A 23,290-nucleotide genomic window follows, 5' to 3' on the forward strand; every position below is an offset into this window, starting at 1 on the left:
CAATGAGTCAGACACGGATGCTGGTGGCGCCGGGAGCCTCGCACAAGAACGAGGCTCCCGCCCGCTCCAAGCGCACGCGGCGGTTCTTCGAGGGGTGGACCTTCGTCGGACCAGCGACGCTCATCGTCGTCGGTCTGACGGTCTTCCCCGCAGTGTGGGCATTCGTGCTCTCGCTGCAGGAGTGGGACGGCTTCAGCGAGCCGACGTTCCTCGGCGGCGACAACTACGCTCGCCTCGTCGGAGACCCGGAGTTTCTCGACTCCGTCATGCACACGCTGTTCTACACGGCGCTCTTCGTGCCGTCATCGGTGCTCGCGGGACTCTTTCTCGCCGTCGCCTTGAACCGCCGCATCCGCTTCATCGGCATCTACCGCACGGCGATCTTCGTCCCGTTCGTCGCATCCGCTGCCGCCACCGGCATCCTCACCACCTACCTGTTCAGCCCGCAGTTCGGCGTCGTCAACAATGTGCTGCGCGTGATCGGCCTTCCGCAGCAAAGGTGGCTCGAAGACCCGTCGCAGGCGATGGTCGTGCTCGCGATCATGTCGCTGTGGGGCCAGGCGGCGTTCACGACGGTGATCTACCTCGCGGCGCTGCAGGACATTCCAAGTGACCTCGTCGAGGCGGCGCGCATCGACGGAGCCAACCGGTGGCAGACGTTCTGGCGCGTCGTCTTTCCGCAGCTCGCGCCCGTGACGGTGTTCGTCACCATCTGGCAGATGATCGAGGCGATCAAGCTGTTCGACCTGGTGTTCACGACCACGAAGGGCGGGCCGCTCGACGCCACGAAGACGATCGTGTACTTCGTGTGGGAGCGCGCGTTCAAGGGACTCGAGTTCGGCTATGGCTCGGCGAGCGCGTACGTGCTCTTCGCGCTCACGCTGCTCATCACGCTCGCCGTCGTCGTGTACTCACGACGCGGAGACAAGGAGGCGTTCTGATTGTGGTCGCCACACAAGAGGCAATCGGCGTGACCGTGCGCACCGCGGCACCAGCACGACGCCGCCGGCGCACGCTCAGCGGGTGGCACTTCGTTCTCGCTCCGATCGCGCTCGTCTTCGTCGTGCCGTTTGTGCAGATGATCATGGCTGCGCTGTCGCCGGCATCGGAACTCGTGCAGTTTCCGCCGCCGTTCGTGCCGTCGACAGTGACGTTCGAGAACTTCGCGAAGCTGTTCGCCACGACGAACATTCTGCAGTGGCTGCTGAACTCCGTCATCGTGTCAGCATCCGCCATCATCGCGCACATCATTCTGTGCTCGCTGGCCGGCTACGGTTTTGCGCGCCTCCGATTTCAGGGGCGCAACATGGGGTTTCTGCTGATCATCGCGACGATCATGCTGCCCACGCAGCTGCTCATGATCCCGACGTACATTCTGTTCTCGAAGATCGGCCTCATCAACACGCTCGGCGCAGCGATCGTGCCCTGGTTGGCATCGGCATTCGGCATCTTTCTCATGCGGCAGTTCTTCTTGAGCTTGCCCGCCGAGCTCGAAGAGGCCGGAATGCTTGACGGATGCTCCCGCTGGGGAATCTTCTTTCGCATCGTGCTGCCTCTGGCCAAGCCTGCGCTTGCCACGCTCGCGATCTTCACGCTGCTGAGCTCGTGGAACGACCTGATCTGGCCGCTCATCGCGATCAACGATCCGTCGGCGTTCACGATCCAGCTCGGCATCGCCAACTTCCAGGGCGCACGACAGACTGAATGGGGGCTGCTCATGGCGGGCAACGTCGTCGCGGTGATGCCTCTCGTTCTGTTCTTCTTGTTCGCGCAGAAGCAGTTCATCCAGACCATGACGTTCTCAGGACTGAAAGGATAACGCCGGTGCACACACTGGTCGTCGGAGACACCAACCCGGACTTCATCCTGCGAGGCGACGTCAAACCTCGCTTCGGTCAGGCAGAGCAGCTGCTCACCTCGGCGGAACTCGTGCTCGGAGGCAGCGCGTCGATCGTCGCCGCTGGCCTTGTGAAGCTCGACGTCGACACAGGGCTTCTGGCCACGGTCGGCAGCGACTACTTCGGAACGCTCACCGAGCAGTACCTCGCCGAGTGCGGCATCGACACGTCTGAGCTGCTGCGCTCCGACGGCGGGGCGACGGGAATCTCGGTGATTCTCTCGCAGCCCGATGACCGGTCGATCTTCACGTTCCCCGGAGTCATCCCGACCCTCTCGATCGACGCCGTGCGCGACAGCATCCAACGTGCCGCACCCAAGCACGTGCACTTCTCGTCGTACTTTCTGGTGCCAGAACTCGCGGCGGGTCTGCCCGCTCTGCTCGACGAGCTTCGCGAGGCGAACGTCACGACGAGCGTCGACACCAACTGGGACCCGAGTGAGCAGTGGACGGGTCTCGACGAGGTGCTTCCGCGCATTACGCACTTCATGCCGAACCGGCAGGAGCTGCGCGCGGTTGGTGCTGGCTATGCCGACGACCCGGCGGGCTCGGACGAAGACATCGCGCGTGCTCTCGCCGGGCTCGGCCCGGTTGTCGTCGTCAAGCGCGGTGGTGAGGGCGGCCTCGTCGCGACTCCGAGCGGAGACGTGCACGTGGTTGACGTTCCCGAGGTGAGCGTCATCGACACGACGGGCGCGGGTGACAGCTTCAATGCGGCGTACATCGCGGCGATGGCGCACGGCATCGATGATGAGAGCGAGCGGCTCTACTGGGCGACGCTCGCGGGATCGCACTCGGTCACGCGATCGGGCGGTACCGGTGCGCAGATCTATCTGGGCGAACTCCGCGCGACGCTCGAGGCGGTCGGAGCCGCGCGCGCCTGACATGTTCGTCGCTCTCGCGTTTTCATGGTCGGATGCTGCGACACGACGAGCCGCTGAGCGTTTACCGAGAAGGGCTCGCTGTGTCGGTGGCGTGACCTACTCTCATTCTCATGGACGAGTCGTCCGAATCCGCGGGGCCTGAGCCAGGTACCGAATCGCACAGCATGAGCACGTTTCTGCAGGTGCTTGTGAACACGGGCGTGGCCAACATCACGACGAGCTTTCTCTGGTTCGCGCTGACGTTCTGGGTCTACCTCGAGACGAAGTCCGTGCTCGCGACGGGGATCATCGGCGGCGCCTACATGCTCATGGTCGCGGTCTGCAGCATGATGTTCGGCACGCTCGTCGACCGGTTCCGCAAGCACGCGGTCATGGTCGCGTCCGGCGCCGGCACACTGGTCTGCTTCGGCATCGCGGGTGTGATGTTTCTGCTGCTTCCCGAGTCCGAGCTGCTTCGGCTGAGCGGCCCATGGTTCTGGCTGTTCACTGTGGTCATCCTCGCTGGTGCCGTCGTCGAGCAGCTGCGCAATATCGCGTTGTCGACGACCGTGACGCTGCTGGTTCCCGGCGATCGCCGGGCAAATGCCAACGGGCTCGTCGGCACCGTCCAGGGGCTCGCGTTCTTGGTGACGAGCGTGTTCAGCGGCCTCGCGATCGGCCTGGTCGGCATGGGCGGCACGATCATTATCGCCATCACGATCATCGCCGTCGTGCTCGGTCACCTGCTCACGGTGCGTATCGCCGAACCCGAGATCGTGCACGAGGGTCACACGAGCCTCGTCGACATCAAGGGCGGTTTCGCGGCGGTCAGGGCGGCGAGCCCGCTCATGGCGCTCATCGTCTTCACGACGTTCAACAATCTTGTGGGCGGCGTCTACATGGCGCTCATGGATCCGTATGGCCTCGAGCTCTTTCCCGTCGAGATCTGGGGACTCGTTCTCGGCGTCACATCGACGGGCTTCCTGATCGGCGGCGCGGTCATCGCGAAGTTCGGGCTCGGCAAGAACCCCATTCGCACGATGCTCATCATGGTGATCGCAACGGGCGTATTGGGCTCCCTCTTCACGCTGCGCGAGTGGTGGTGGCTGTATGCCGCGGGCATCTGGGTGTTCATGATGCTCATGCCCGCCGTCGAGGCCGCCGAGCAGACAATCATTCAGCGCATCGTGCCGTATCGCACGCAGGGACGCGTCTTCGGGTTCGCGATGACGTTTGAGGCAGCTGCCGCACCGGTCACCGCGTTTCTCGTGGCGCCGCTCGCGGAGTTCTGGGTCATTCCGTACGTGGAGTCGGATGCTGGTGCCGCGACGTGGGGCTGGCTGCTTGGTGAGGGAACGGCGCGCGGCATGGCTTTGGTCATGGTCTTCGCCGGTCTCGGCTGTGTGCTGCTCGGTGCCGGAGCGTTTCTCACGCGCTCGTATCGCAAGCTTTCAGCGCGCTACGCCGAGATCGCGGCTCAGGATGCTGCGGAGGGCGAGGAAACGTCTGTCGAGCTCGGAAGCGACGGAACGTCCGCTCGACGAGAGTGAGGAGCGTCAGTGTGCCACGGCATCGAGGATGAGGTCGAGCGCGCTGTGCGCTGAACGGCGAGATTCAGCATCCGGATGCTGTGCAATCCACAGCGCGGCCTCGTTCATGGCGCCCGAGAGCTGCGCGGTGAGAGCGTCGAGAATCTCGGGGTCGACCCCGACCGACGCGAGCGCTTCACGAAGATGCACCTCTGAGTTCTCGGCATCGAGACTGCGCCACTCCGCCCAGCCGAACTGAGCAGGCGCATCGACGAGCAGCACGCGAACCGCCGGGCCGTGCGTAATCGCGTCGACGAAGGCGTGGCACCCGGCCCGCAGCTGCTCGCGAGGGTCATCGCTCTGGGTCTCGGCCGCACTGACGACGCTCTCGGCGACGTCCGCCTGCAGGCGCGCGGCGACAGATCGGAAGAGCCCGGCCTTGCTCGCGTAGTGGTGGTACACCGCACCGCGTGTGACTTCGGCGGCTGTCGCGACGTCATCGAGAGAGACACCAGCGAAGCCGCTCTCGGCGAACAGATCCGTGGCGGCAATGAGAATCGCGCGCGCCGTCTCAGCGGCGGCAGCGGCGGAGGCGCGAGGCATGGCTCTTCCTTTACGTACAGCGAGTATGTATATTTGTCTCGTTACATACTCATTGTACGTAAAAGGAGAACCAATGGTCACCACAGGCTTCTATCCGGTGCTCATGTCGCGCGACGTCGCGGCGGCAGCATCCTTCTATCGCGATGCACTCGGCTTCGAGACGGTGTTCGAAACCGACTGGTACGTGAGCCTGCGACTCGACACGTTTGAACTCGCCCTGCTCGCCCACGATCACGAGACCGTGCCCGAGGTATACCGCGCGATCCCGAGCGGCGTGATCGTGAATCTCGAGGTCGATGACGTCGACAGCATCCACGATCGTCTCGTGCGGCGGCTGGGGCACAAGGTCGTGCTGAGTCTGCGCGACGAGGATTTCGGGCAGCGGCACTTCATTGTCGAGGCTCCGGATGGTGTGCTTCTCGACGTCATTCAGCCGATTGAGCCGAGTGCCGAGTTTGCAGCGGCCTTCGCGGGGGAGGCGGCGAACTGAACACGGTTTCGCGAGAATGGGCACGCCGCACGACGGCGGCGTGCCCATTCCCTGTTGCGGGCCTTCACGCAACGGCGCGGTCTCGTGCCGTGGGCGGGTACCAGGCGGCGACGAGGGCCGTGAGCCCGGGCAGAAGCGGAACGATGAACAGCGTGAGGCTGATCCACAGTGGGGCGAAGCGCTCGTAGGCTCCGCCGCCCATTCCGATGACCGAACCGGCGACGCAGAGCCCGATGATGAACATGGTCGTGACGGTCGAGCGACCGAAACGTCCGCGTCGTGTGACAAGCAGTGCGACGGCCCACGCGAGCACGCCGAGTGCTGTGATGATGACCAAGCCGATCGCGATGGCGGTGGTGTCGAGCTGAACTTGATCGCCGCTCCAGTCGGGGTAGGCGGCCTGCACGTGACTTTCGATGGTGTTGAAGGCGAGCAGATCAAGCAGCGGGATGCCGATGCAGAGGATCTGCAGCGCGAGTCCGATGTACAGGGACTGCGTCAGCGGCGTGGACCGCGTGCGCGGCGGTGTGTGAGTGCGGGTGGTGTCCATGAGCAACTCCGAGTCTTACGGCGTATGTTTCCCGGCGATGCTAATCTTACGTTGTAAGGGTTGTCAAGGGAGGACGCATGGCGACGTCGCGCCCGCAGGGGCATCGCGCGGGACTCAGCAGGCAGAAGATCGTGAGCGGAGCTGTGGAACTCGTGGACCACGAGGGCGCCGCAGCCCTGTCGATGCGCCGCCTCGCGAAGACCCTCGGCGTCGAGGCGATGACCCTCTACAACTACTTCTCCGGCAAGCAGGCGATCGAAGACGCGATCGTCGAGCACGTCGTCAACGCCACGGCCGTTCCCGTCGACAGTGCAGAATCATGGCAGACGGTGCTGCGGCACTGGGCGCTCGGGCTGCTCAACGAGCTGCGACAGCATCCTGGCGCGCTTGCTCTTATCGCCTCGCGCCCGGCGATCACGACGGCGAACTTCGCGGCGCTCGAAGAGGTGGTCAGGATGCTGCATGACGCAGGATTTTCAAGCCGCACCGCGCTTCACATGGTGTACGCGCTCGCCGGAACGGTGATCGCGCATGGCGCGGTGGCGGTCGAGCCTGCCGATCACGCGGCCGTAACCGAGGCGCTCGACGACGCAGTGACGCCGCTTCTCGCTGACGCATTCGCCGGCGGTGTGCTCACCGCCGACGAGCGCCTCGCGTTCACGATCGATTCGCTCATCGCCGGTTTCGAGGCGCGCCTCGTCTCGTGACGGCTGAGCCCCTCAGATCTGCAGAATCGCCATCGCGATCACGAAATAGATGATCAGTCCCGTGGTGTCGACGAACGTCGAGATGAACGGGTTCGAGAACACAGCCGGGTCAACCCGGATCGCGTGCGCCGCGAGCGGCATGACGCCGCCGATCGTCGCCGCCACCGTGCAGACGGCGACGAGCGTGAGCCCGATTGTCAGGCCGATCGGCATGCTGTAGAACGGCGTGGCGACGGCGAACCCGAGTGCGCCGAGCAGAAGACCGAGCGAGAATCCCACGCGCACCTCGCGCCCGAGCACACGCAGAATGTCGCGCGAGCGCACGTCGCCGAGCGCGAGGGCGCGCGTGACGGTGGTGGCGGCTTGATTGCCCGTGTTTCCGCCCGTTCCGATGAGCAGCGGCACGAACAGGGCGAGCACTGTCACAGCGTTGAGCGTCTCTTCGAAGACCTCGAGCACCTGCACGGTCAGCGTCGCGCCGACGGCCAGCACGAGAAGCCACAGCACGCGCGAGCGCACGAGGCTGCGAATCGGCGTTGAGAGGTACGGCCGACGCAGCGGCTCGACACCGCCCTGGCGCGCGGAGTCCTCGGTCTCTTCGTGCTCGAGAATGCGCACCGCGTCGTCGATGGTCAGAATGCCGACGAGCCGTGACTCGCTGTCGACGATGGGAAGCGCGAGAAGGCCGAGATCGGCGCAGGCTCGCGCGGCATCCTCAGCATCTGTCGTCGCCAGCGAAAAATGGGGCTGGCTCATCAGCTCCGCAATCACGGTTTCACCGGATGCTGCCATGAGATCGCGCAGGCTGACGACGCCGGCCACGCGCCGCCCGTCGTCAAGAACGGGAATGGTGTAGACGGTCTCGGCGTGGTCGAGCCCTGCACTCACCCGGGCGAGCGTCTGGGACGCGCTGAGATCCGGATGCGTCGTGACGTACTGCGGACTCATGCGGCGCCCGATGCTCGCCTTCGGGTAGCCGAGCACGACCGCCGTAAGCTCGCGCTCGCGGTCGGGGAGGCCGCGCAGCAGGCGGGGTGCGACGGCCGCGGGTAGCTCGTCGAGCAGCCACACGCGGTCGTCGGGATCGAGGCTGGCGAAGAGCGAGGCGACGTCGGAGTCGCGCAGCGCCGAGACCAGATCGCTCTGCAGCGCGGGCGCGAGTGCTTCGAACACCTCCAGAGCCTGCTGCTTGGCGAGCAGGCGGAACACGACGGCCCGCTGCTTTTCGGTCAAGCGTTCGCACACGTCGACAAGCTCGCTCGTCGTGCGCCCCGCGATCAGGCGGGCGACGCCCGTGAGGTCGCGTGAGTTCACCTGCTGCGAGATCGTGTGGATCGCGCCGGTCATGTCGTCTCGGAAGTCGGCGGTCATGTCGCCACTCCTCTCGTCAGCACGCAAGCGCGGTGGATGCCGCAAGCGCGCACGGCCGAAACGGCACGTGAGCAGAATCAGTGCTCTGCGCGTTTCGGTCTGGTGGTCAGTACGCGAAGGAACCGGGAACCGCTCGCGACGGCCGTGAGGTCAGAGAGAGATCACAGATGAAGCGGGTGCGGTGCCCGGTCTGCGATGAGAACTGCCGTCGTCCATCGGGCGTCACCTCGCTTTCATCGTGAGAGCACGCGGTTCGCATGTCGAAAACGTGGCGTGCAGATTTTGGCGGGCCGAAAGGCCGTGTCGAGCGTAGCACGGGTCGGCGCAGCGACTCTTGCTGAGCGACACTTAACGACATATCGTTAACCATCGTTCAGAACAAGGAGGTCGTCATGGCCAACACAGTCCCCGGTGGATTCAACTTCGGAGCCAGCAGCGGCGCGGGCAACCCGTTTGCCGGAGTCTGGGAGGCGATGGAGCAGATGCGCCATGGATTTGAACAGCGCGTCTCCAGCCCACGGATGGCGCGCGGTGACGTCCGGGCCGCCGTCATCGCGCTGCTCGCCGAGAAGCCGATGCACGGCTACCAGATCATCAGCGAGATCAGCGAGCGCTCCGGCGGAGCGTGGAAGCCCAGCGCCGGATCGGTCTACCCGACCCTGCAGCTGCTTGCCGACGAGGGCCTGATCACCGCTGAAGAGCAGGGCGGGCGCAAGACGTATTCGCTGACGGATGCCGGTATCGCCGAATCCGAAGACGCGGCCACCCGCCCCGCGCCATGGGAGAGCGCCGGCCAGCGCACGCCGCACCGCATCGCCGCCCTGCCAAAGGCCGGCATGGAGCTTGCCAGTGCCACAGCACAGCTCGCCCGCACCGGCACTTCAGAGCAGGTCGAAGAAGGAGTCGCCATTCTCGAAGGAGCGCGCCGTAAGCTGTACGCGATTCTCGCTGAAGGGTGACTCTCGCTGAAGGAGGCGCGATGGGGTCGATGCGCAGCGCGCAGCCATATCGGGCGCGCTATCGTCGCATCCTGCGCTTCGCCGCACGCGCCTTCGTGCAGATCTGGTGGTTCGAGCTGATCCTGCCCCGGCTGGGGTTCGCGCATGTCGCTGATCGCACCCGCGACAGCCGGATGCTCGCCCTCGCCCGCCGCTTCCGCACGCTTGCCGTCGACCTCGGCGGACTCATGATTAAGGTCGGCCAGTTCATGTCGTCGCGCCTCGACGTGCTGCCGCCCGAGATCACCGCTGAGCTCACGGGACTGCAAGACGAAGTACCCGCCGAGCGGTTCGAAGACATCCGCAGGGCCGCGGAGGCGGAACTCGGGATGCCGCTCGAGCGCGCCTACGCGTCATTTGATCCGGTGCCTGTGGCGGCAGCATCCCTCGGCCAGGCCCATCGCGCCACCCTCACCGAGGCCGACGCGGCCGACACCGGCCTCGCGCGGGTGGTCGTCAAGGTGCAGCGCCCGGGCATCGATGAGATCGTCGCCGTCGACCTCGACGCCTTGCGCCGCATTGCCCGCTGGGCGATGCGCGTTCACGTCGTGCGCTCGCGAGTCGACGCGCCGGCGCTGGTCGAAGAGTTCGCGCAGACCAGTCTCGAAGAGATCGATTATCTGCACGAGGCGGCGAACGCCGAGCGGTTCGCCGAGAACTTCGCGACGGATGCCAGAGTCGCCGCGCCCGCGATCGTGTGGGAGCGCAGCACGCGACGTGTGCTGACGCTGGAGGATGTCACGGCGATCAAGATCAACGACACCGCGGCGCTTCGGGACGCCGGCATCAACCCCGCCGACGTTGCCACGGTGTTCGCCGAGGTGATGCTCGATCAGGTGTTCACACATTCGTTCGTGCACGCTGACCCGCATCCGGGAAACATCTTCGTGACGCCCGTTGCCCCTGGGTCACTGAGCCCGCCGAAGTGGCGGCTCACCTTCATCGACTTCGGCATGATGGCCGAGGTGCCTGATGGCATTCGGTCGGGACTGCGCACGCTCGTGATCGCTGTCGCTGCCCGCGACAGCCGCGGCCTGGTCACCGCCGCGCAGCAGATCGGCGTGCTGCTGCCGTCGACGAACACGGCCGAGCTCGAGCGCGCTCTCACGGTGCTGTTCGCCCGTTTCGGCGGCATGGGTTTCAACGAGCTGAAGAACGTTGATCCGCGCGAACTGCAGGACTTCGGCCGCGAGTTCGGCGAGACGATCCGCGCGCTGCCGGTGCAGCTCCCCGAGAAGCTGCTGCTTCTGCTCCGAGCCGTTTCACTCACCTCGGGCATGTGCAGCTCGCTGGATGCGACCTTCAATATTTGGGAGCCGGTGCAGCCCTACGCCGACAAACTCGTCCGCGACGAGGGCGGCAACGTGCTGAAAGATCTCGGCGCGCAGACCGTCTCGAACGCCAGCATCCTCTGGCGCCTGCCGAATCGTGTCGAGGCGACGCTCGACCGGCTCGACGCGGGCTCCATCACCTTCGATATCTCCAGCCTCGAGCATCGACTCGACAAGATCATCCGGGTCGCGTTCCGGGCGGTGTCGGCCGTGCTCTTCGGGGGGATGCTGATCGGCGGCGTTCTGTTGCTGACACCCGTCACGTGGCTGGGCGTCACGCTGATGTGCACCTCGGTGGTGCCGCTGCTGCACGCCGTGTTCGGAAAGCGGTAGAGCTCTCGCTTCAGGGACGCGCCTAGCGTCCGCGTCGTTGACGCCCGCGGGGGTGGCTCCTGCCCGGGATGATGAAGGTTGCGCTGGCAGCATCCGTGCCGTAACGTACAACCAAATGGTTGTACAAAAGACGAGCGACGACGAAGCCGACCGCATCTTCCACGCGCTGGCAGATGCGACCAGGCGCGACATCGTGACGCGCGTCATGGAGCAGGCGCTCTCGGTGTCTGTTCTCGCGGCGGGGTATGCGATGAGCTTCGCCGCCGTGCAGAAGCACGTGGCGGTGCTCGAGCGCGCCGAGCTCGTGACCAAGCAGCGGCGCGGAAGGGAGCAGCTTGTGTTCGGAAATCCGGATGCGGTGAAGCGCGCTGCCGCTCTGCTCGACGAGTACGAGGCGATCTGGCGCGGACGCGTCGCTCGCATGCACGACATCATCAACGACGATTCAGGAGAACCATCATGACCGTGACGAAGAGCACCAAGGATGCCGAGGCGCTGACGTTCACCATCGAGACGGAGTTCGAGGCGACGCCCGAACGCGTGTGGCAACTGTGGGCAGACCCGCGGCAGCTTGAGCGCTGGTGGGGGCCGCCGACATACCCCGCGACCTTTCCCCGCCACGAGTTCGAGGTGGGCGGTGAGAGCCGCTACTACATGACGGGGCCGAGCGGAGACCGTTCCCACGCGTGGTTCCGATTCACGGCGGTCGACGAGCCGCACCGCATCGAACTCGACGACGGCTTCTCGCGTGCAGACGGCGAACCGGTCGACCCGCATGATCACGCGCGCATCATCGTCACGATCGAGCCTGTGGGTTCGGTCACGCGAATGACGACGGTCGCGCAGTTCCGCGATCTCAAGCAAATGGAGCAGCTGGTGAAAATGGGCATGCAGGAGGGCATGGCGCTCGCGATGGGGCAGATCGACGCGATCCTCGCCGAGGACTAGGGCGAGGGCTGGCCAGGGATCAGAGCTATGAGGATGCTGTCGGGGGCCGCGACGCCGCAGCGAGCATGTCTCGCGCGAGCATTGTGGCCCCCGCCACAGCGGCGGGCATCGCCACAACGGCACCGAGCGGCACCAGAAAGCACAGCTGGGTGACGATGCCGAAGCCGAGCACGCGCCAGCGGAACCGCTTGAGCAGCTGACGTCGCGCGCTCAGCGGCACACCGTGCAGCTCGAACGTGCGCGATGAGAGCTCCCGGGCGAGCAGCCGAGCCGTGATGATGAAGCCCAGCACGGCGGCGATGACCGAACCCACAAGCGGGATGAGCCCGATGAGAAACATGAGAACAGCGGCAAGCGCACCGAAGAACACGAGCTGAAGGCCGTCGACGATCCCGCGCCAGAATCCGCCCTCGGCATCCGGAATCTCTCCGCCGAGATCGGCCTCAACACCGCGCGAGATGCGCTCGTAGAACGGATCGCCGATGGTCAGGGTGAGTGCGGTAAAGGTGATGACGGCGAGAACGGATGCTGCGCCGAAGGCGACGAGGCCGAGCAGAAACCGCACGATGTCGCGCAGCACGTCGTTCCACGAGTCGGCGAACGGTGTCGCCCACGTGACGATGGTCGGCAAGAACGCCGCAAACGCGATGAGTGCTGCGGCGAGCAACACGAATGAAATGGCTGCGGGAATGAGCCCGAGTGCCATCAGTCGAGGTCGCGTGCGCCACGTGGCGAAGCCGCGCCCCAGCGTCGTCACGCCGGACCAGAGCTCGCGAATCATGCCACCAGCCTATGCGGTGGCATCGTTGCTGCTAGTGTTCTCGCCGTGAAGAGCACGAGCCAGCGCATCGCCGTCGTCGGCGCCGCGCTCGTGCGCGACGGCCTCGTGCTCGCCGCCAAACGTGGACCGCACAAGGCTCAGCCCGGGCTGTGGGAGTTTCCAGGAGGCAAGGTCGAGCAGGGCGAGACTCCGGATGCCGCGCTTCGCCGCGAGATCCGCGAAGAGCTCCGCTGCGACATCACGGTCGGCGAGCACGTCGAGACGACCGAGCACGAGTATGACGCGGGCGTCATTGCCCTGAGCATCTACGTGTGCACGCTCGCGGGTGGTGAGCCTGAGCCCACGGAGCATTCCGAGCTACGCTGGCTCGCAGCATCCGAGCTGCACTCTCTGACGTGGGCGCCCGCAGATATTTCGGCCGTCGACCGGCTCATGGCGCTGCTGACCTGACTCCGCTCTCTCGAGCAGCGAGACCGTTCCGCACTCACCCCGCAGTACGGCCCGCCCGACCAAAGATCACCCGAAGGGTGGACTCGCCCGTGAGCGGCTTTGCCTACTCTGAGTGGTGGGCGACGGCGATGGGCTGTCGCGGTGACGAAAGGCGACACACGTTATGCGCATCCGCACACTCGGCGCGGCAGCATCCATTGCTCTTCTCGCGAGCGCGCTCACCGGATGCGCGGCCATCGACCCGGGCGAGCCGACCACGCAGCAGCGCGAGATCGCCGACGTCACAGCGATCGATCTGCAAACGTCCGGCGACGTCGTCGTCACTCGCGGCGACGATGTGTCGCTCACGGTTACGGCGGGCGCAAACGTCATCGACTCGATTACCGCCGACGTGCGCGACGGCGTTCTCACGCTCGACTTGCAGCGCGCATTCATCAGCTTTCCGACGTTTCCCGGCCCCATCACATTTGAGCTCACGGTGCCGATGATCGACTCGGTCCAGGTGTCGGGCTCCGGCGATGTCACCGCCGATTTTGCAGGAGCGGATGCTGTCGACCTGACGATCAGCGGGTCGGGCGACATCGAGGCGACAGGCCTTGACGCATCAACGGTTGACGCCACAATCGAGGGCAGCGGCAACATCCTGGCCGAGGGCATCGACGTTGACACGCTCACAGCGCGCGTCGACGGATCGGGCGACATCACGCTGTCGGGCGCGGTCGCCACGCAGACGCTCGAGATCGACGGCGCGGGCGATATCGACGCCGCCGATGTCGAGTCGGTGGATGCTGTCGCGACCATCGATGGCGCGGGAGACATCGCCGTGCACGCGACGGGAACGCTCTCGGCCGCGATCGACGGCAGCGGCACGATCCGGTACTCGGGCAGCGCCGACGTCGAGAAGAGCGTCTCGGGAGCAGGCGACATCGTCCGTGTCGACTGACGCGAATTCGCAACTGCTCTGATCGCGACTGTCCACCCCCTTTTGCCGATCAGGGGGCCGGGTTATGGTGCCCTTATGTCGGCACACAACGCAGGCGATCGTCCGCGCAAGCGAAACACAGCGGACCCGACGAAGATGGCCAACCAGCCAGCGCTTCGAACGTCATCGGGAGCCATCTGGCTGATCGTCGGGGCAGTGCTCACGGTGATCTGTCTGCTTGTGATCGTGCCGCTGATTCAATTCGGCAATCCCGTAACGCTCGTCGGCGCTGTGCTCGTCGTGGTGCTGTACATCGCCATGATCGTGGTGCGGTTGACGATCGCCGCGCGTGTGACGCGCCTGCGTGTGCTTGCCGTCTTGTTCGGCCTGATCGCGCTCATCGGCCTGCTGACGGTGCTGATTGACGCGTTCGCAGGTTGGCGCTGACCGATCCGAATGACAAGGAGGGTGACGATGACACGAGATAGAGAACTCGTTGCACAGCTTCTCAAGGACCCGACGCCCAAATCGATGGTGTTCATCGATTCGACGGCGGGCACGAGCGATCCCGAGGGCATGGCATCGTCTCGGCGCACGCACGTCAGGGAAGGCATGGGGCAGGCAGGGGCTCCGGATGCTGATATCGAGGCGATGCTTGAGGTCATGAGGCAGCCGACCGGGGTCGCCGACCCGTCGGTGCGCTTCGCCGTGGTGCAGAACGGCGAATTGGTCATGCACAAGGTCGTCAACGGCGAGATGCGCAGCAAGGAGTGCATTCATCATGGTCCGGTGATCGATGCCACGCCTCTGCTGCTGCAGATTCCGCACGAGAATCTCTATTTCGACGTGCGCGTGTGGCGCGGCGGCGGTGACATCAGCGTGTGCGCTGAGGGCGACCGCGAGCCCGTCGACACGCGCCACATCGAGGGTGACACGAGCGACATCAACAAGGTCAGCGCCGGTCGCATGGCGGAGGCCGGAATTCAGCGGCATACCGAAGAGGTGTGGAAGCACAATCAGACGGATGTTGCTGAGCAGATCACCGCGCTGATCGCGGAACACCATCCGCGCGTGATCTTCCTGTCGGGCGATGTGCGCGCCGTGCAACTGCTGAGCGGCCAACTGAGTGATCAGGCGAAGCACCTTCTGCACGTCGTCCCGGGCGAGGTCGACAACGAGGGCGCATCGCCGCAGCGCGTGCGGCACGCAATCGACGTGCAGCTCGACGCCGCGCGCCGTCGCCGCAATCGGCAGATCCTCGATGACGCAGCGGCTGACAACGGCAGCCTGCAGGCGGTCGGAATTGGTGCCGTCGTGCACGCCCTCGCGCAGGGGCAGGCCGAGTACGTGCTGCTCGACCACCAAGAGATGCTGCAGCACTCGCTGCTGGCGCTCGACGGTGAGCCCTGGGTGGCAACAGCGCCAGAGGATGCTCTCGGAGCACCGGTGCTCGAGGAGATCGTCTCGACCGCAGCAATCGTGAGGGCCGCTGTGCTGACCGACGCGCGGGTGCGTGTTGTTGACCCGGACGAGATCGGAGTCGGCACGGGTGTCGTGGCGTCGCTACGCTGGCCGGTCGGCCCGGAGCGCCCGTGACTGTGGCCACGCTTCGAGCGTGACGGCCAGCTGAGCGTGAAAGGCAGCTCAGGCTGGCCGTCGCTCGAACAAGGGTGATGGCCTGCCAGCTCCCGAGCTAGACCGCTCCCGCCTCAGGGATGTTCGGATCTGCGCGCGCCTCATCGAGATAGGAGTATGCGGTCACGCGCGAGATTCCGAGACGCGAGGCGATGTGCTCCATTCCCTTGCGCATCTGCAGGGCTCCCTGCTGGTCGAGCGTGCGTACGACGGAGATGCGGTCATCCCGTGACATCTGCGCGACGGGCTTGCCGATGGACTGAATCGCGTCGGTCACCATGGCGTCCATCACCGAGACCAAGTCTTGGCCGAAGAACTCGCTCGGTGCATCGGGGGAGTCGGATGCTGTCTGAGGCACGAGGCTGTCGAGCAGCGTGCGCGCCTGCTGCAACGCGCTCACGTCGACGTTGATGCAGAGCGCCGCCATGATCTTGCCCGCACGATTGCGAAAGTAGATCGACGAGCAGCGCAGCTGGCGCCCGTCGCTCGTGAAGCCTCGGTAGCCGAAGGCGTCGTGATCCGCGCCCTGGTTGTGGATGACGCCGGCACCGAGGCTCGTTGACGGCCCGCCCACGGAGCGCCCCGTGACGTGCCCGTTCTCGATCGCGATGATCGTGTGGTCGAGATCTGGGTTGTCGGCAGAGAGGTCGTGCAGTACCACTTCGCAACCCGGACCGGCCGCCGCGGCCATTGCGTGCATGACGGGGCGATACACCGCGCAGATCTCGTCGACGGTCTCGTAAATACGCGATTCAGCCGATTCATCGTGCAGCGCGACAACGGTGTCTGACGGCATCCGATCCTCTCTTGCTCCTAACAGAATGTTTATGCATGTAGACAGACTGTTTATGAAGGTGCTAGCTTAACGTTTTGTCTAGATGACGATATTACGCGAACGACTGACAGATGCCTAGATCTCGGGGGTAATCGGTCATCAAGCGCAGGCGAGAGCGGCAGAACCTGTACAAAGAGTAAGGAGGCTCTTGTGGCCAACACAGCGCAGCCACAGGCACGCGGGCTGAGGGCGATCCCGGCAAAGGATCGCCGTACCGTCGCCGGCGGTGCCATCGGCACCATGATGGAGTACTACGACTACTACCTGTTCGGTCTCGGCGCAGCCGTCGTATTCCCGCACGTATTCTTCCCCGGAGACGACCCCGTCATGGGGATGCTCCAGTCGTTCGCCACATTCGCCGTCGGCTTCTTGCTGCGGCCCCTTGGCGGCATCGTCTTCGGCTACGTCGGCGACCGCTTCGGACGCAAGCGTTCGCTCATGGTCACCGTGATCGGCATGGGAATCTGCACGACTCTCATGGGTCTCATCCCCTCGGCCGAGTCCATCGGTCTGCTGGCGCCGATCCTGCTGGTGTTCCTGCGCATGTGTCAGGGACTGTTCGTCGGTGGCGAGATGGGGCCGGCGGCCACGATCGTCGTCGAGTATGCGCCGACCGGCCGCCGCGGACTCTTCGGCGCGCTGCTGATCACGGGCGCCGGTGTAGCGAACGTGTTCTCAGCCGGGCTGATGGCCGTTCTCGGCGCGGGCGACGAGTCGTTCTTCATGACGTGGGGCTGGCGCATCCCGTTCTTGTTCGCCGCCGTGCTCACGATCGTCGCGATCATTCTGCGCAGCAAGCTCGAGGAGTCCGACGAGTTCAAGTCGTACACGAAGACCATCGAGGTCGAGGGTGTCAAGCGCAAGAATCCGCTCATGGAGGCGATCCGCCACCCGAAGAACCTCATTCTCGGCATCTTCATCGGCCTGCCGCAGAGCATCGCGGGCTACATCGTGCTCACGTACGGCCTTGCCTACATGGTGCAGCAGCACTCGGTCGACCCTGAAGTGGGCTTCATCGGCACCATGATTGTCGGGTTCCTGCAGATCGTCATGGCACCGGTGTGGGGTCACGTTTCCGACAAGATCGGACGTCGCCGCTTCTACATCCTGGCGTGCATCGGCTTCGCCGTGCTGATCTACCCGGCGTTCGCACTCTTCAGCGGTGGAACAGCGATTCTGATCTGGCTCGGCATGATCGTGGGCTTCGTCATTCCCGGCGTTGCGATGCAGGGTACCCTGCAGACGCTGCTCACCGAGATGTTCGATGTCGAGGCGCGCACCACGGGCGTCAACGTCGGCTACCAGTTCTCGAACACGCTCGGGGGCGGCTTTGCTCCGCTGATTTGCGCCGCACTGTTTGCCTGGGCCGGGCACATCTGGCCGGTTATCGTCTACGCGACGGTGATCGCTCTCGCGGGCGTCATCGCGACGGCATACGCGTCGATCCGGCCCGACACAGAGGACGCCGGGCGTCTGCACGAGCTGAACTGAGTGCTCGCAGCATCCGTCACCTCTGAGCGAAAATCTGACCACCTGCAAGAGAAAGAGGACCAATACATGACCAAGAAGGCATTCCACACCACAAACGCACCGCAGCCGGCCGGTCCCTACAGTCAGGCGGTCGAGGCGAACGGATTCGTGTACACGGCCGGGTTCGGGCCGCAGGATGCCGCCAACGGCAACGCCGTCGCCGAGAGTGTTGGTGACCAGACGCGCCAGGTTCTGCGCAACGTGCAGTCGGCGCTCGCCGAGCGCGGCCTCACCCTGGACGACTGCGTCAAGACGACGGTGCACCTCGCCGACCTCGCAGACTTCGCGGAGTTCAACGAGGCGTACAAGGAGTTCTTCTCGGAGCCGTTCCCCGTGCGCACCACGGTCGGGTCGCAGCTGGCGAACATCCTCGTCGAGATCGACGCGGTCGCTGCCATTCCCGAGGGCAAGTAGCCCGGAGGGCCGCGTTCAACGCCTCACATCGGGTCGTCGTGCACACGCACGGCGGCCCGATTTCCCTTTCCACGAGCGGATGCTGTTGCGCACAGGTCGTGCGACCGAAATGCGAATGCTCGACGGTGCAGAACGCTGTGCCCGCGCAGCAGCTTGGCACCGCGACCAGCACGAACAACTACTTCCGCGAGGTGGGGGCGTCGCTGGGAACCGCCGTGTTCGGCACGCTCTTCACGACGCGACTGACCGAGAATCTCACGGCGGTGTTCACGGATGCTGGCGCGAGCGCGTCCGATGCGGCCGACGCGACGGCGACCGTCGATCCGTCGGTGCTCAACGATCTGCCTGAGGCTGTGCGCGACGGCATCGTCGGGGCGTACGCGGATGCTCTCGCCCCGGTGTTCTGGTACATCCTCCCGTTCATCGCCGTGGCGTTCCTGCTGTCGCTCGTGCTGAAGCAGATTCCGCTGCAGACCGAGTCGGGGCTCGTCGCCCGCGGTGAGGCGATCGGCGGCGAAGAGGCTGAGCGCCTTGAGGCCGAGCAGCGGGCCGCGAAGCGCGGAGAGACGGTGGGTGCCGGCACAGGGTCGACGCCGACGAACGGCTCCGGGCCTCACGCCGAGTAACGGCATCCTCTCTGTCTGCGCTGATGCGAATCGGGCGCCAACTTTTGCGATTGAAGCGGCGGCCTTCATAGGAAAAGTTGGCACCCGATGGGGCGACGCCCACGGCACCCATCGAGCGTGCGTGCACTAAGGCCGCGTCACCACTCCTGTTCGCGCGCCCAGCTCTCGACGGTGTGCCAGCCGACCTCGGGGTACGCAGCGTGCAGCGCGTCGATGTCCACGGAGTAACCGCGCTCGCGGAAGAACCGCATCATGGCGGCGAGATCGGCGTTGCCGCTCGCTTCGATCGCCTCAAGCGGTATCTCGGCGTATTCGACGTCGCGCCCGAGCACGGCGCTCAACGCCTTCGCCACTTCCGCACCGGTTTCTTCCGACGACGCGAGCTCGATGCGCTGGCCAGCGAAGCGCTGCGGGTCGTCGAAGACGAGCGCCGTGAACTCGGCGAGATCCGACATCGGCACCTTCTGAACGCGCGTGCCCGCGGGCACAGGGAACGCGTAGCGCCCGTTTTCCAGGGCCTCCCGATTCTGCGGCGAGAGGATGTTGTCGGTGAACATCGCCGGCGCGACAACCGTGTGCGGAACGTCAATCGTCGCCATGTGCCGCTCGACGTTCGCCTTGCTCTCGAAGTGCGGCACTTTCGTGTCATTGAGTGCGCTCGCAACCGACGAGTAGACGATGAACCTGACGTCGGCCGACGCTGCCGCATCCACAAGGGTTATCGCCTGGCGCTCTTCCGTCGCGGCTTCCGACTCGTACGGCGTGCCCATGGCGTAAATGGCGTCGACTGTGGATGCTGCGGCACGCAGGCTCTGCGGATCGTCGAAGTCGGCGACGACAATCTCGGCCCCGCTCTCGGCGAGGGCGCGTGCCCCGGCGCCATCAGGATTGCGGGTCATCGCCCGTACGGTGTGCCCGTGTCGCAGAAGTGCGCGGGCGACGGCACCTCCCTGTGTGCCGGTAGCTCCGCTGACAAGAATCGTCGAGGTCATACAGCATCCCTTCTTTCATTTGCGTAAACAATAGTTGCTAACGCAAGAGTTGCGCGGACAATTCCCGATACGCTGAACCTGTGAAAGATGGCGAACGCGACGTGGTGTGGGTTGAGCTGCAGAAAGCTGCGGCGATGCTCGACAATGAGTTGAGCGCCCGGCTCGACGAGCGCGTCGGCATGTCGTCGACGGAGTTCCAGCTTCTCTGGTACCTGGCGAATGCGGTCGACCGTAGCCTCACGATGTCCGAAGCGGCGGCGCGGCTCTCCATGAGCCCGAGCGGAATGACGCGACTCGCTGACCGACTCGTGCGTCGCGGTTGGGTCGAAAGAATGACGGATGCTGCGAATCGACGATTCGCAATCATCACACTCACGGCAGAGGGCGTGACGGCGGCGCGCGACGGCTACCGTGTCGCCCGAACGGCGCGGAAGCAGCTCTTCGATGCGCGGCTGACCGAAGATGAGACGCGCGCGCTGGGCGGGATTGTCGGGAAGCTGCTCGGCCGCATCGACCTCACCGACGTCACGCCCTGAGTCGCTGCCCGCGAACTACGCTTGCAGAACGACGAACAGAAAAGCCAGAAACCGCGGGTCGTCCCGATCGGGAGATTCCTCATTCTGAAAGAAGTCGGGAAACTGCTGCTGAGCTTCGGGCGCTGGCCCAGGCTCGTCGACGTGGATGATGTGGAATCCGGCATTGAGGAATGACTGGAGCATCGTGGAGAGCGACCGATCCCAGAACGTGATGTCCGCCGCGTGTCCGGCCATGTCGGTCTCTCGACGCTCTCGCGTTTCGAAGTAGTTGGTTTCCTTTCCCTCGTGCTCGGCGGCAAACCAAATGGCGAACGGATGCTCGACGGAGATAATCGCACGACCGCCAGGCTTGAGCACTCTTCTCATCTCGGTCAAGGGAAGCTGCCAGTCCTCGAGGTAGTGGAGCGCGAGCGAGCAGTCAAGGCCGTCAAAGGTCGCATCCTCGAACGGAAGCGGTTCGGCTAGATCGGTAACACGAAGTTCTGTGTCGTGCCCGACACGATCTCGAGCGATATCCAGGAGAGCCCGACTGCCATCAATGTCCACCGCGGTGGCTCCGCCTTCGACAAGGTCGACAAGGGTCGGGCCCGAACCGCAGCCGGCATCCAGTATGCGCTTGCCTGCCACGTCTCCGAGCAGCTGGCGAATTGCCGGTCTGTTGTAGTACTCGTTCAAGAGGCTTGTGGCGTTCTCTGTCGCGTACGCCTGGGCGATGGGGTCGTACGCCGCAGCCCGACGAGACACTTGATGCGCATCGTTGCTCATGCCGCCTCCCTTGTTTATATGAACGCCTTTAGCGGCTCTTCCCAGATGAGGGTGTAGGTTGGCCGGGCGCGTCGGTCCGCAGATAGACGTCGAGATTTCCCGACGATGGGGGTTCCTACGCCATCCATCCGAAAGACCTCGACGTGTCCGACGCTACCCCGCCGGCCGGCTTCGGCCGCCCTGACCTGACCGCCTTCGCGTCTCATCCCAATCGACCCTGATCGGGTCTGCTGATCCTCTCGACGAGAACGCAGCGACATCACAGCCACCCAACCCCGACCGTCCGGGAAGCCGGGGCACGTCGCATGGCCTGTGCTGCGGGCGTGTCGAGTGGGTCGTCCAGGGGCGACGCAGGAGCGTCGACGCGACGTGCTGAGAAGTGGTTCTAAGGCATGGCGATAGGTCAGGAACGGCGTCGCTCCCTGCGCAGGAGGGAGCGCAGAGTCTCGGCGTTCGCGTAGCCGACCCGTAGCGCGATCTCGGCGGAGGTGAGGTCCGTGGTTGCTGAGAGGTGCCGAGCTCGTTCGATGCGAAGCCGTTGGACGAAGCCGAGCGGAGTGAGGTTGAGCGCCGCACGGACTCGTCGTTCGAGGGTGCGCCGGCTGGTGCCGAGCGACTGCGCGACGAAGGCGACGTTGAACGGTTCGTCCAGGCGGGCGCGCACGAAGCGTTCGAACTCGACGACGATCGGGTCCTCGTGCCGGAGATGTTCGTAGGCGACGAAGGCCGCCTGCGACGGGCGCTCGTCGATGATGAGGAGCTTGGCGACATGTTGGGCCAGGTCTGGGCTGATCGATCGCACGAGTGAGAGCGCGAGGTCGATGTGGGCGAACGCGGCGCCGGCGGTGACGAGGTTCCCGTCGGCCACGACCATGGTGTCGAGATCGAGGGCGACGGTCGGATAGCGCTTCAGGAACTCCGGCCCCAGGAACCAGCTGGTCGTCGCCCGTCGATGATGCATCCGTCCGGTCTCGGCGACAGCGAACACGCCGGTGCACGCCGCGGCGATCCGGGTGGTCGCCTCGTCGAGGCGCCCGAGCGAGGCGATGACCGAACGAGCATCTCGGCTCTGGAGGGCGTCGTTGGTAGCGGCGGCCGTAAGGGTTCCAAGCGCAGGGACGACGACCACGTCGAACTCTCCGGACTCCGACAGCGGGTGGTCCACCGACAGGGTCATCGATGCCGTCGTGGTCACTCGCCGTTTCGGTCCGAGGATGGCGAGTTCGATCGGGTCGATCCGCGGGTCGACATCGCCGCGGGCCCCGTCGGCCACCCGCACGATGTCGATGATCGACGCGATAGCCGAACCGAAGCAGCCGTCGATCGCGATCAGTCCGATACGCATGACGTAAACAATAGCAATACTGCCGTATACGCCACTCCCCATCGGCCCTCGCTCGTCATACGCTGAACCCGTCCCACGAAGAACCCCGATTTCAAGGAGAGTCCCTCATGTCCACACCCGCATCACTTCCGTATGCCTTCGTCGCCAAGATCGTCGCGGCCGATGGACAGCACGACGCGCTCGCCGATCTGCTCGCCGGCGCTGTCGCACTCGCCAACGAAGAAGTAGGAACGATTGTCTGGTTCGCGGTCAGGACCCACGCCGACACCTTCTGGATCTTCGATGCATTCCCCGACGAGGCCGCTCGCGACGCCCACGCCAACGGCGCCATCATCGCAGCCCTGATGGCCAACCAGCACCTCCTCGGCGCAGCACCCGAGATCCTGGCGGCCGACGTCCTCGCGTCCAAACTCCCGTAGTCCGCCAACGCACGAGACGATCGCGCCCCGCCGAGCCGTCGGACCCGACCGCCTCGACACCCGTACCACGTTGGCGATCCCCGACGGGCCGATCACGGGGAGGCCAGGCAACACCAGGCGCAAGCCTGGAGCGGCACTGGTTCACCGGTGGTCATCGAGAGAGCCAGCGCGGTTCCATGGCAGCGCAACTGTGGCAACTTGCCCTCCGTCCCGCTAGGCGCTGTGGGCGGGTCTTGGTTGCGATCCGTTGCCGTGACGGGAGACGCGTTGCGCGTCGCAGCGATGACGGGTCGTTGGCGTTCCGGGGCCGTTGCGTTCGTGCGCGCCGCGCGTGCGGCATGGAGCATCTCGCTGCGCACACAACGATCGCTGCGCCGACGCACCGTTGACACCTCGCACGTCCAGGTCGCGACACAACGC

26 protein-coding genes and 1 pseudogene are annotated in these 23,290 nt (G+C 65.1%); 19 read left to right on the top strand and 8 right to left on the bottom strand.

The annotated features are described in order from the left end of the window. The first annotated feature begins 2 nt into the window (after positions 1-2). The 4 genes from ATJ78_RS03700 (at position 3) to ATJ78_RS03715 (ending at position 4,310) form a co-directional block, all read left to right on the top strand. A complete protein-coding gene (locus ATJ78_RS03700) occupies positions 3-941 on the top strand; it encodes a carbohydrate ABC transporter permease (protein WP_098406368.1) in 939 nt (312 codons plus the stop codon). A gap of 2 nt (positions 942-943) precedes the next feature. Then, positions 944-1,819, top strand: coding sequence for a carbohydrate ABC transporter permease (locus ATJ78_RS03705; RefSeq protein WP_245836194.1), 876 nt, complete (start codon positions 944-946; stop codon positions 1,817-1,819). A gap of 5 nt (positions 1,820-1,824) precedes the next feature. Then, the gene (locus ATJ78_RS03710; RefSeq protein ID WP_245836195.1) at positions 1,825-2,781 is read left to right on the top strand and encodes a carbohydrate kinase family protein; all 957 of its coding nucleotides are present in this window, start codon (positions 1,825-1,827) and stop codon (positions 2,779-2,781) included. Between the two features lie 110 nt (positions 2,782-2,891). Then, positions 2,892-4,310: an MFS transporter gene (locus ATJ78_RS03715; protein ID WP_434061483.1), complete on the top strand. Its 1,419-nt coding sequence runs from the start codon at positions 2,892-2,894 to the stop codon at positions 4,308-4,310. A 6-nt stretch (positions 4,311-4,316) separates the two neighbouring features. On the opposite strand, the gene ATJ78_RS03720 is transcribed toward ATJ78_RS03715, so the two are convergent. Then, on the bottom strand, positions 4,317-4,892 hold the full coding sequence (locus tag ATJ78_RS03720; protein ID WP_098406370.1) for a TetR/AcrR family transcriptional regulator: 576 nt from the start codon (positions 4,890-4,892) through the stop codon (positions 4,317-4,319). 73 nt (positions 4,893-4,965) lie between these two features. Between ATJ78_RS03720 and ATJ78_RS03725 the strand changes: the two genes are divergently transcribed. After that, entirely contained in the window at positions 4,966-5,382 is a 417-nt protein-coding gene (locus ATJ78_RS03725) for a VOC family protein (RefSeq protein WP_098406371.1), read from the top strand. A gap of 64 nt (positions 5,383-5,446) precedes the next feature. On the opposite strand, the gene ATJ78_RS03730 is transcribed toward ATJ78_RS03725, so the two are convergent. Next, a complete protein-coding gene (locus ATJ78_RS03730) occupies positions 5,447-5,932 on the bottom strand; it encodes a hypothetical protein (protein ID WP_098406372.1) in 486 nt (161 codons plus the stop codon). A gap of 77 nt (positions 5,933-6,009) precedes the next feature. Between ATJ78_RS03730 and ATJ78_RS03735 the strand changes: the two genes are divergently transcribed. Further along, complete coding sequence (locus ATJ78_RS03735; RefSeq protein ID WP_098406373.1) at positions 6,010-6,639, top strand: TetR family transcriptional regulator; 630 nt, start codon at positions 6,010-6,012, stop codon at positions 6,637-6,639. A gap of 12 nt (positions 6,640-6,651) precedes the next feature. Here the strand turns inward: ATJ78_RS03735 and mgtE are convergent, their stop codons facing one another. Next, positions 6,652-8,010, bottom strand: a complete 1,359-nt coding sequence (mgtE, locus tag ATJ78_RS03740) for a magnesium transporter (RefSeq protein WP_098406374.1) — start codon at positions 8,008-8,010, stop codon at positions 6,652-6,654. Positions 8,011-8,402: 392 nt separating this feature from the next. Between mgtE and ATJ78_RS03745 the strand changes: the two genes are divergently transcribed. From ATJ78_RS03745 to ATJ78_RS03760, 4 genes are all read left to right on the top strand, one after another. Continuing rightward, a complete protein-coding gene (locus tag ATJ78_RS03745) occupies positions 8,403-8,969 on the top strand; it encodes a PadR family transcriptional regulator (protein WP_098406375.1) in 567 nt (188 codons plus the stop codon). Positions 8,970-8,998: 29 nt separating this feature from the next. After that, positions 8,999-10,672 (top strand): ABC1 kinase family protein, encoded by a 1,674-nt coding sequence (locus ATJ78_RS03750; RefSeq protein WP_098409190.1) that lies wholly within the window; start codon positions 8,999-9,001, stop codon positions 10,670-10,672. 115 nt (positions 10,673-10,787) lie between these two features. Then, positions 10,788-11,135 carry an ArsR/SmtB family transcription factor gene (locus ATJ78_RS03755; RefSeq protein WP_098406376.1) on the top strand — a complete coding sequence of 116 codons (348 nt, stop codon included), beginning with the start codon at positions 10,788-10,790 and terminating at the stop codon, positions 11,133-11,135. Then, entirely contained in the window at positions 11,132-11,620 is a 489-nt protein-coding gene (locus tag ATJ78_RS03760) for an SRPBCC family protein (RefSeq protein ID WP_098406377.1), read from the top strand. The genes ATJ78_RS03755 and ATJ78_RS03760 overlap by 4 nt, the downstream gene beginning before the upstream one ends. A 25-nt stretch (positions 11,621-11,645) precedes the next feature. Here ATJ78_RS03760 and ATJ78_RS03765 read toward each other — a convergent pair whose 3' ends face one another. Beyond that, positions 11,646-12,401: an EI24 domain-containing protein gene (locus ATJ78_RS03765; protein ID WP_098406378.1), complete on the bottom strand. Its 756-nt coding sequence runs from the start codon at positions 12,399-12,401 to the stop codon at positions 11,646-11,648. Positions 12,402-12,446: 45 nt separating this feature from the next. On the opposite strand from ATJ78_RS03765, the gene ATJ78_RS03770 reads away from it, so the two are divergent. The 4 genes from ATJ78_RS03770 (at position 12,447) to ATJ78_RS03785 (ending at position 15,369) form a co-directional block, all read left to right on the top strand. Continuing rightward, entirely contained in the window at positions 12,447-12,851 is a 405-nt protein-coding gene (locus ATJ78_RS03770) for a (deoxy)nucleoside triphosphate pyrophosphohydrolase (RefSeq protein WP_098406379.1), read from the top strand. A gap of 163 nt (positions 12,852-13,014) precedes the next feature. Continuing rightward, complete coding sequence (locus tag ATJ78_RS03775; RefSeq protein WP_098406380.1) at positions 13,015-13,794, top strand: head GIN domain-containing protein; 780 nt, start codon at positions 13,015-13,017, stop codon at positions 13,792-13,794. A 75-nt stretch (positions 13,795-13,869) separates the two neighbouring features. Further along, positions 13,870-14,220 (top strand): hypothetical protein, encoded by a 351-nt coding sequence (locus ATJ78_RS03780; protein ID WP_098406381.1) that lies wholly within the window; start codon positions 13,870-13,872, stop codon positions 14,218-14,220. A 27-nt stretch (positions 14,221-14,247) separates the two neighbouring features. After that, the gene (locus ATJ78_RS03785; RefSeq protein ID WP_098406382.1) at positions 14,248-15,369 is read left to right on the top strand and encodes a baeRF2 domain-containing protein; all 1,122 of its coding nucleotides are present in this window, start codon (positions 14,248-14,250) and stop codon (positions 15,367-15,369) included. A 97-nt stretch (positions 15,370-15,466) separates the two neighbouring features. Here the strand turns inward: ATJ78_RS03785 and ATJ78_RS03790 are convergent, their stop codons facing one another. After that, positions 15,467-16,204 carry a helix-turn-helix transcriptional regulator gene (locus tag ATJ78_RS03790; RefSeq protein WP_098406383.1) on the bottom strand — a complete coding sequence of 246 codons (738 nt, stop codon included), beginning with the start codon at positions 16,202-16,204 and terminating at the stop codon, positions 15,467-15,469. 189 nt (positions 16,205-16,393) lie between these two features. On the opposite strand from ATJ78_RS03790, the gene ATJ78_RS03795 reads away from it, so the two are divergent. From ATJ78_RS03795 to ATJ78_RS03805, 3 genes and pseudogenes are all read left to right on the top strand, one after another. Continuing rightward, positions 16,394-17,734: an MFS transporter gene (locus ATJ78_RS03795; protein ID WP_245836196.1), complete on the top strand. Its 1,341-nt coding sequence runs from the start codon at positions 16,394-16,396 to the stop codon at positions 17,732-17,734. Positions 17,735-17,800: 66 nt separating this feature from the next. After that, the gene (locus ATJ78_RS03800; RefSeq protein WP_098409192.1) at positions 17,801-18,187 is read left to right on the top strand and encodes a RidA family protein; all 387 of its coding nucleotides are present in this window, start codon (positions 17,801-17,803) and stop codon (positions 18,185-18,187) included. A gap of 125 nt (positions 18,188-18,312) precedes the next feature. Continuing rightward, positions 18,313-18,813: pseudogene (locus tag ATJ78_RS03805) on the top strand (MFS transporter); the annotation flags it as partial. Positions 18,814-18,950: 137 nt separating this feature from the next. Here the strand turns inward: ATJ78_RS03805 and ATJ78_RS03810 are convergent. Then, entirely contained in the window at positions 18,951-19,805 is an 855-nt protein-coding gene (locus ATJ78_RS03810; RefSeq protein ID WP_098406384.1) for an NmrA/HSCARG family protein, read from the bottom strand. Positions 19,806-19,885: 80 nt separating this feature from the next. On the opposite strand from ATJ78_RS03810, the gene ATJ78_RS03815 reads away from it, so the two are divergent. Beyond that, positions 19,886-20,341 (top strand): MarR family winged helix-turn-helix transcriptional regulator, encoded by a 456-nt coding sequence (locus ATJ78_RS03815; protein WP_098406385.1) that lies wholly within the window; start codon positions 19,886-19,888, stop codon positions 20,339-20,341. A 15-nt stretch (positions 20,342-20,356) separates the two neighbouring features. Here ATJ78_RS03815 and ATJ78_RS03820 read toward each other — a convergent pair whose 3' ends face one another. Both ATJ78_RS03820 and ATJ78_RS03830 read right to left on the bottom strand, forming a co-directional pair. Beyond that, the gene (locus ATJ78_RS03820; protein ID WP_098406386.1) at positions 20,357-21,106 is read right to left on the bottom strand and encodes a class I SAM-dependent methyltransferase; all 750 of its coding nucleotides are present in this window, start codon (positions 21,104-21,106) and stop codon (positions 20,357-20,359) included. A 403-nt stretch (positions 21,107-21,509) separates the two neighbouring features. Then, the gene (locus tag ATJ78_RS03830) at positions 21,510-22,451 is read right to left on the bottom strand and encodes a GlxA family transcriptional regulator (RefSeq protein ID WP_039994216.1); all 942 of its coding nucleotides are present in this window, start codon (positions 22,449-22,451) and stop codon (positions 21,510-21,512) included. Positions 22,452-22,558: 107 nt separating this feature from the next. On the opposite strand from ATJ78_RS03830, the gene ATJ78_RS03835 reads away from it, so the two are divergent. After that, positions 22,559-22,870, top strand: a complete 312-nt coding sequence (locus tag ATJ78_RS03835; protein ID WP_098406387.1) for a putative quinol monooxygenase — start codon at positions 22,559-22,561, stop codon at positions 22,868-22,870. Positions 22,871-23,290 lie beyond the last annotated feature (420 nt).

This window comes from Paramicrobacterium agarici, from assembly GCF_002563955.1.
GTDB lineage: Bacteria > Actinomycetota > Actinomycetes > Actinomycetales > Microbacteriaceae > Paramicrobacterium > Paramicrobacterium agarici.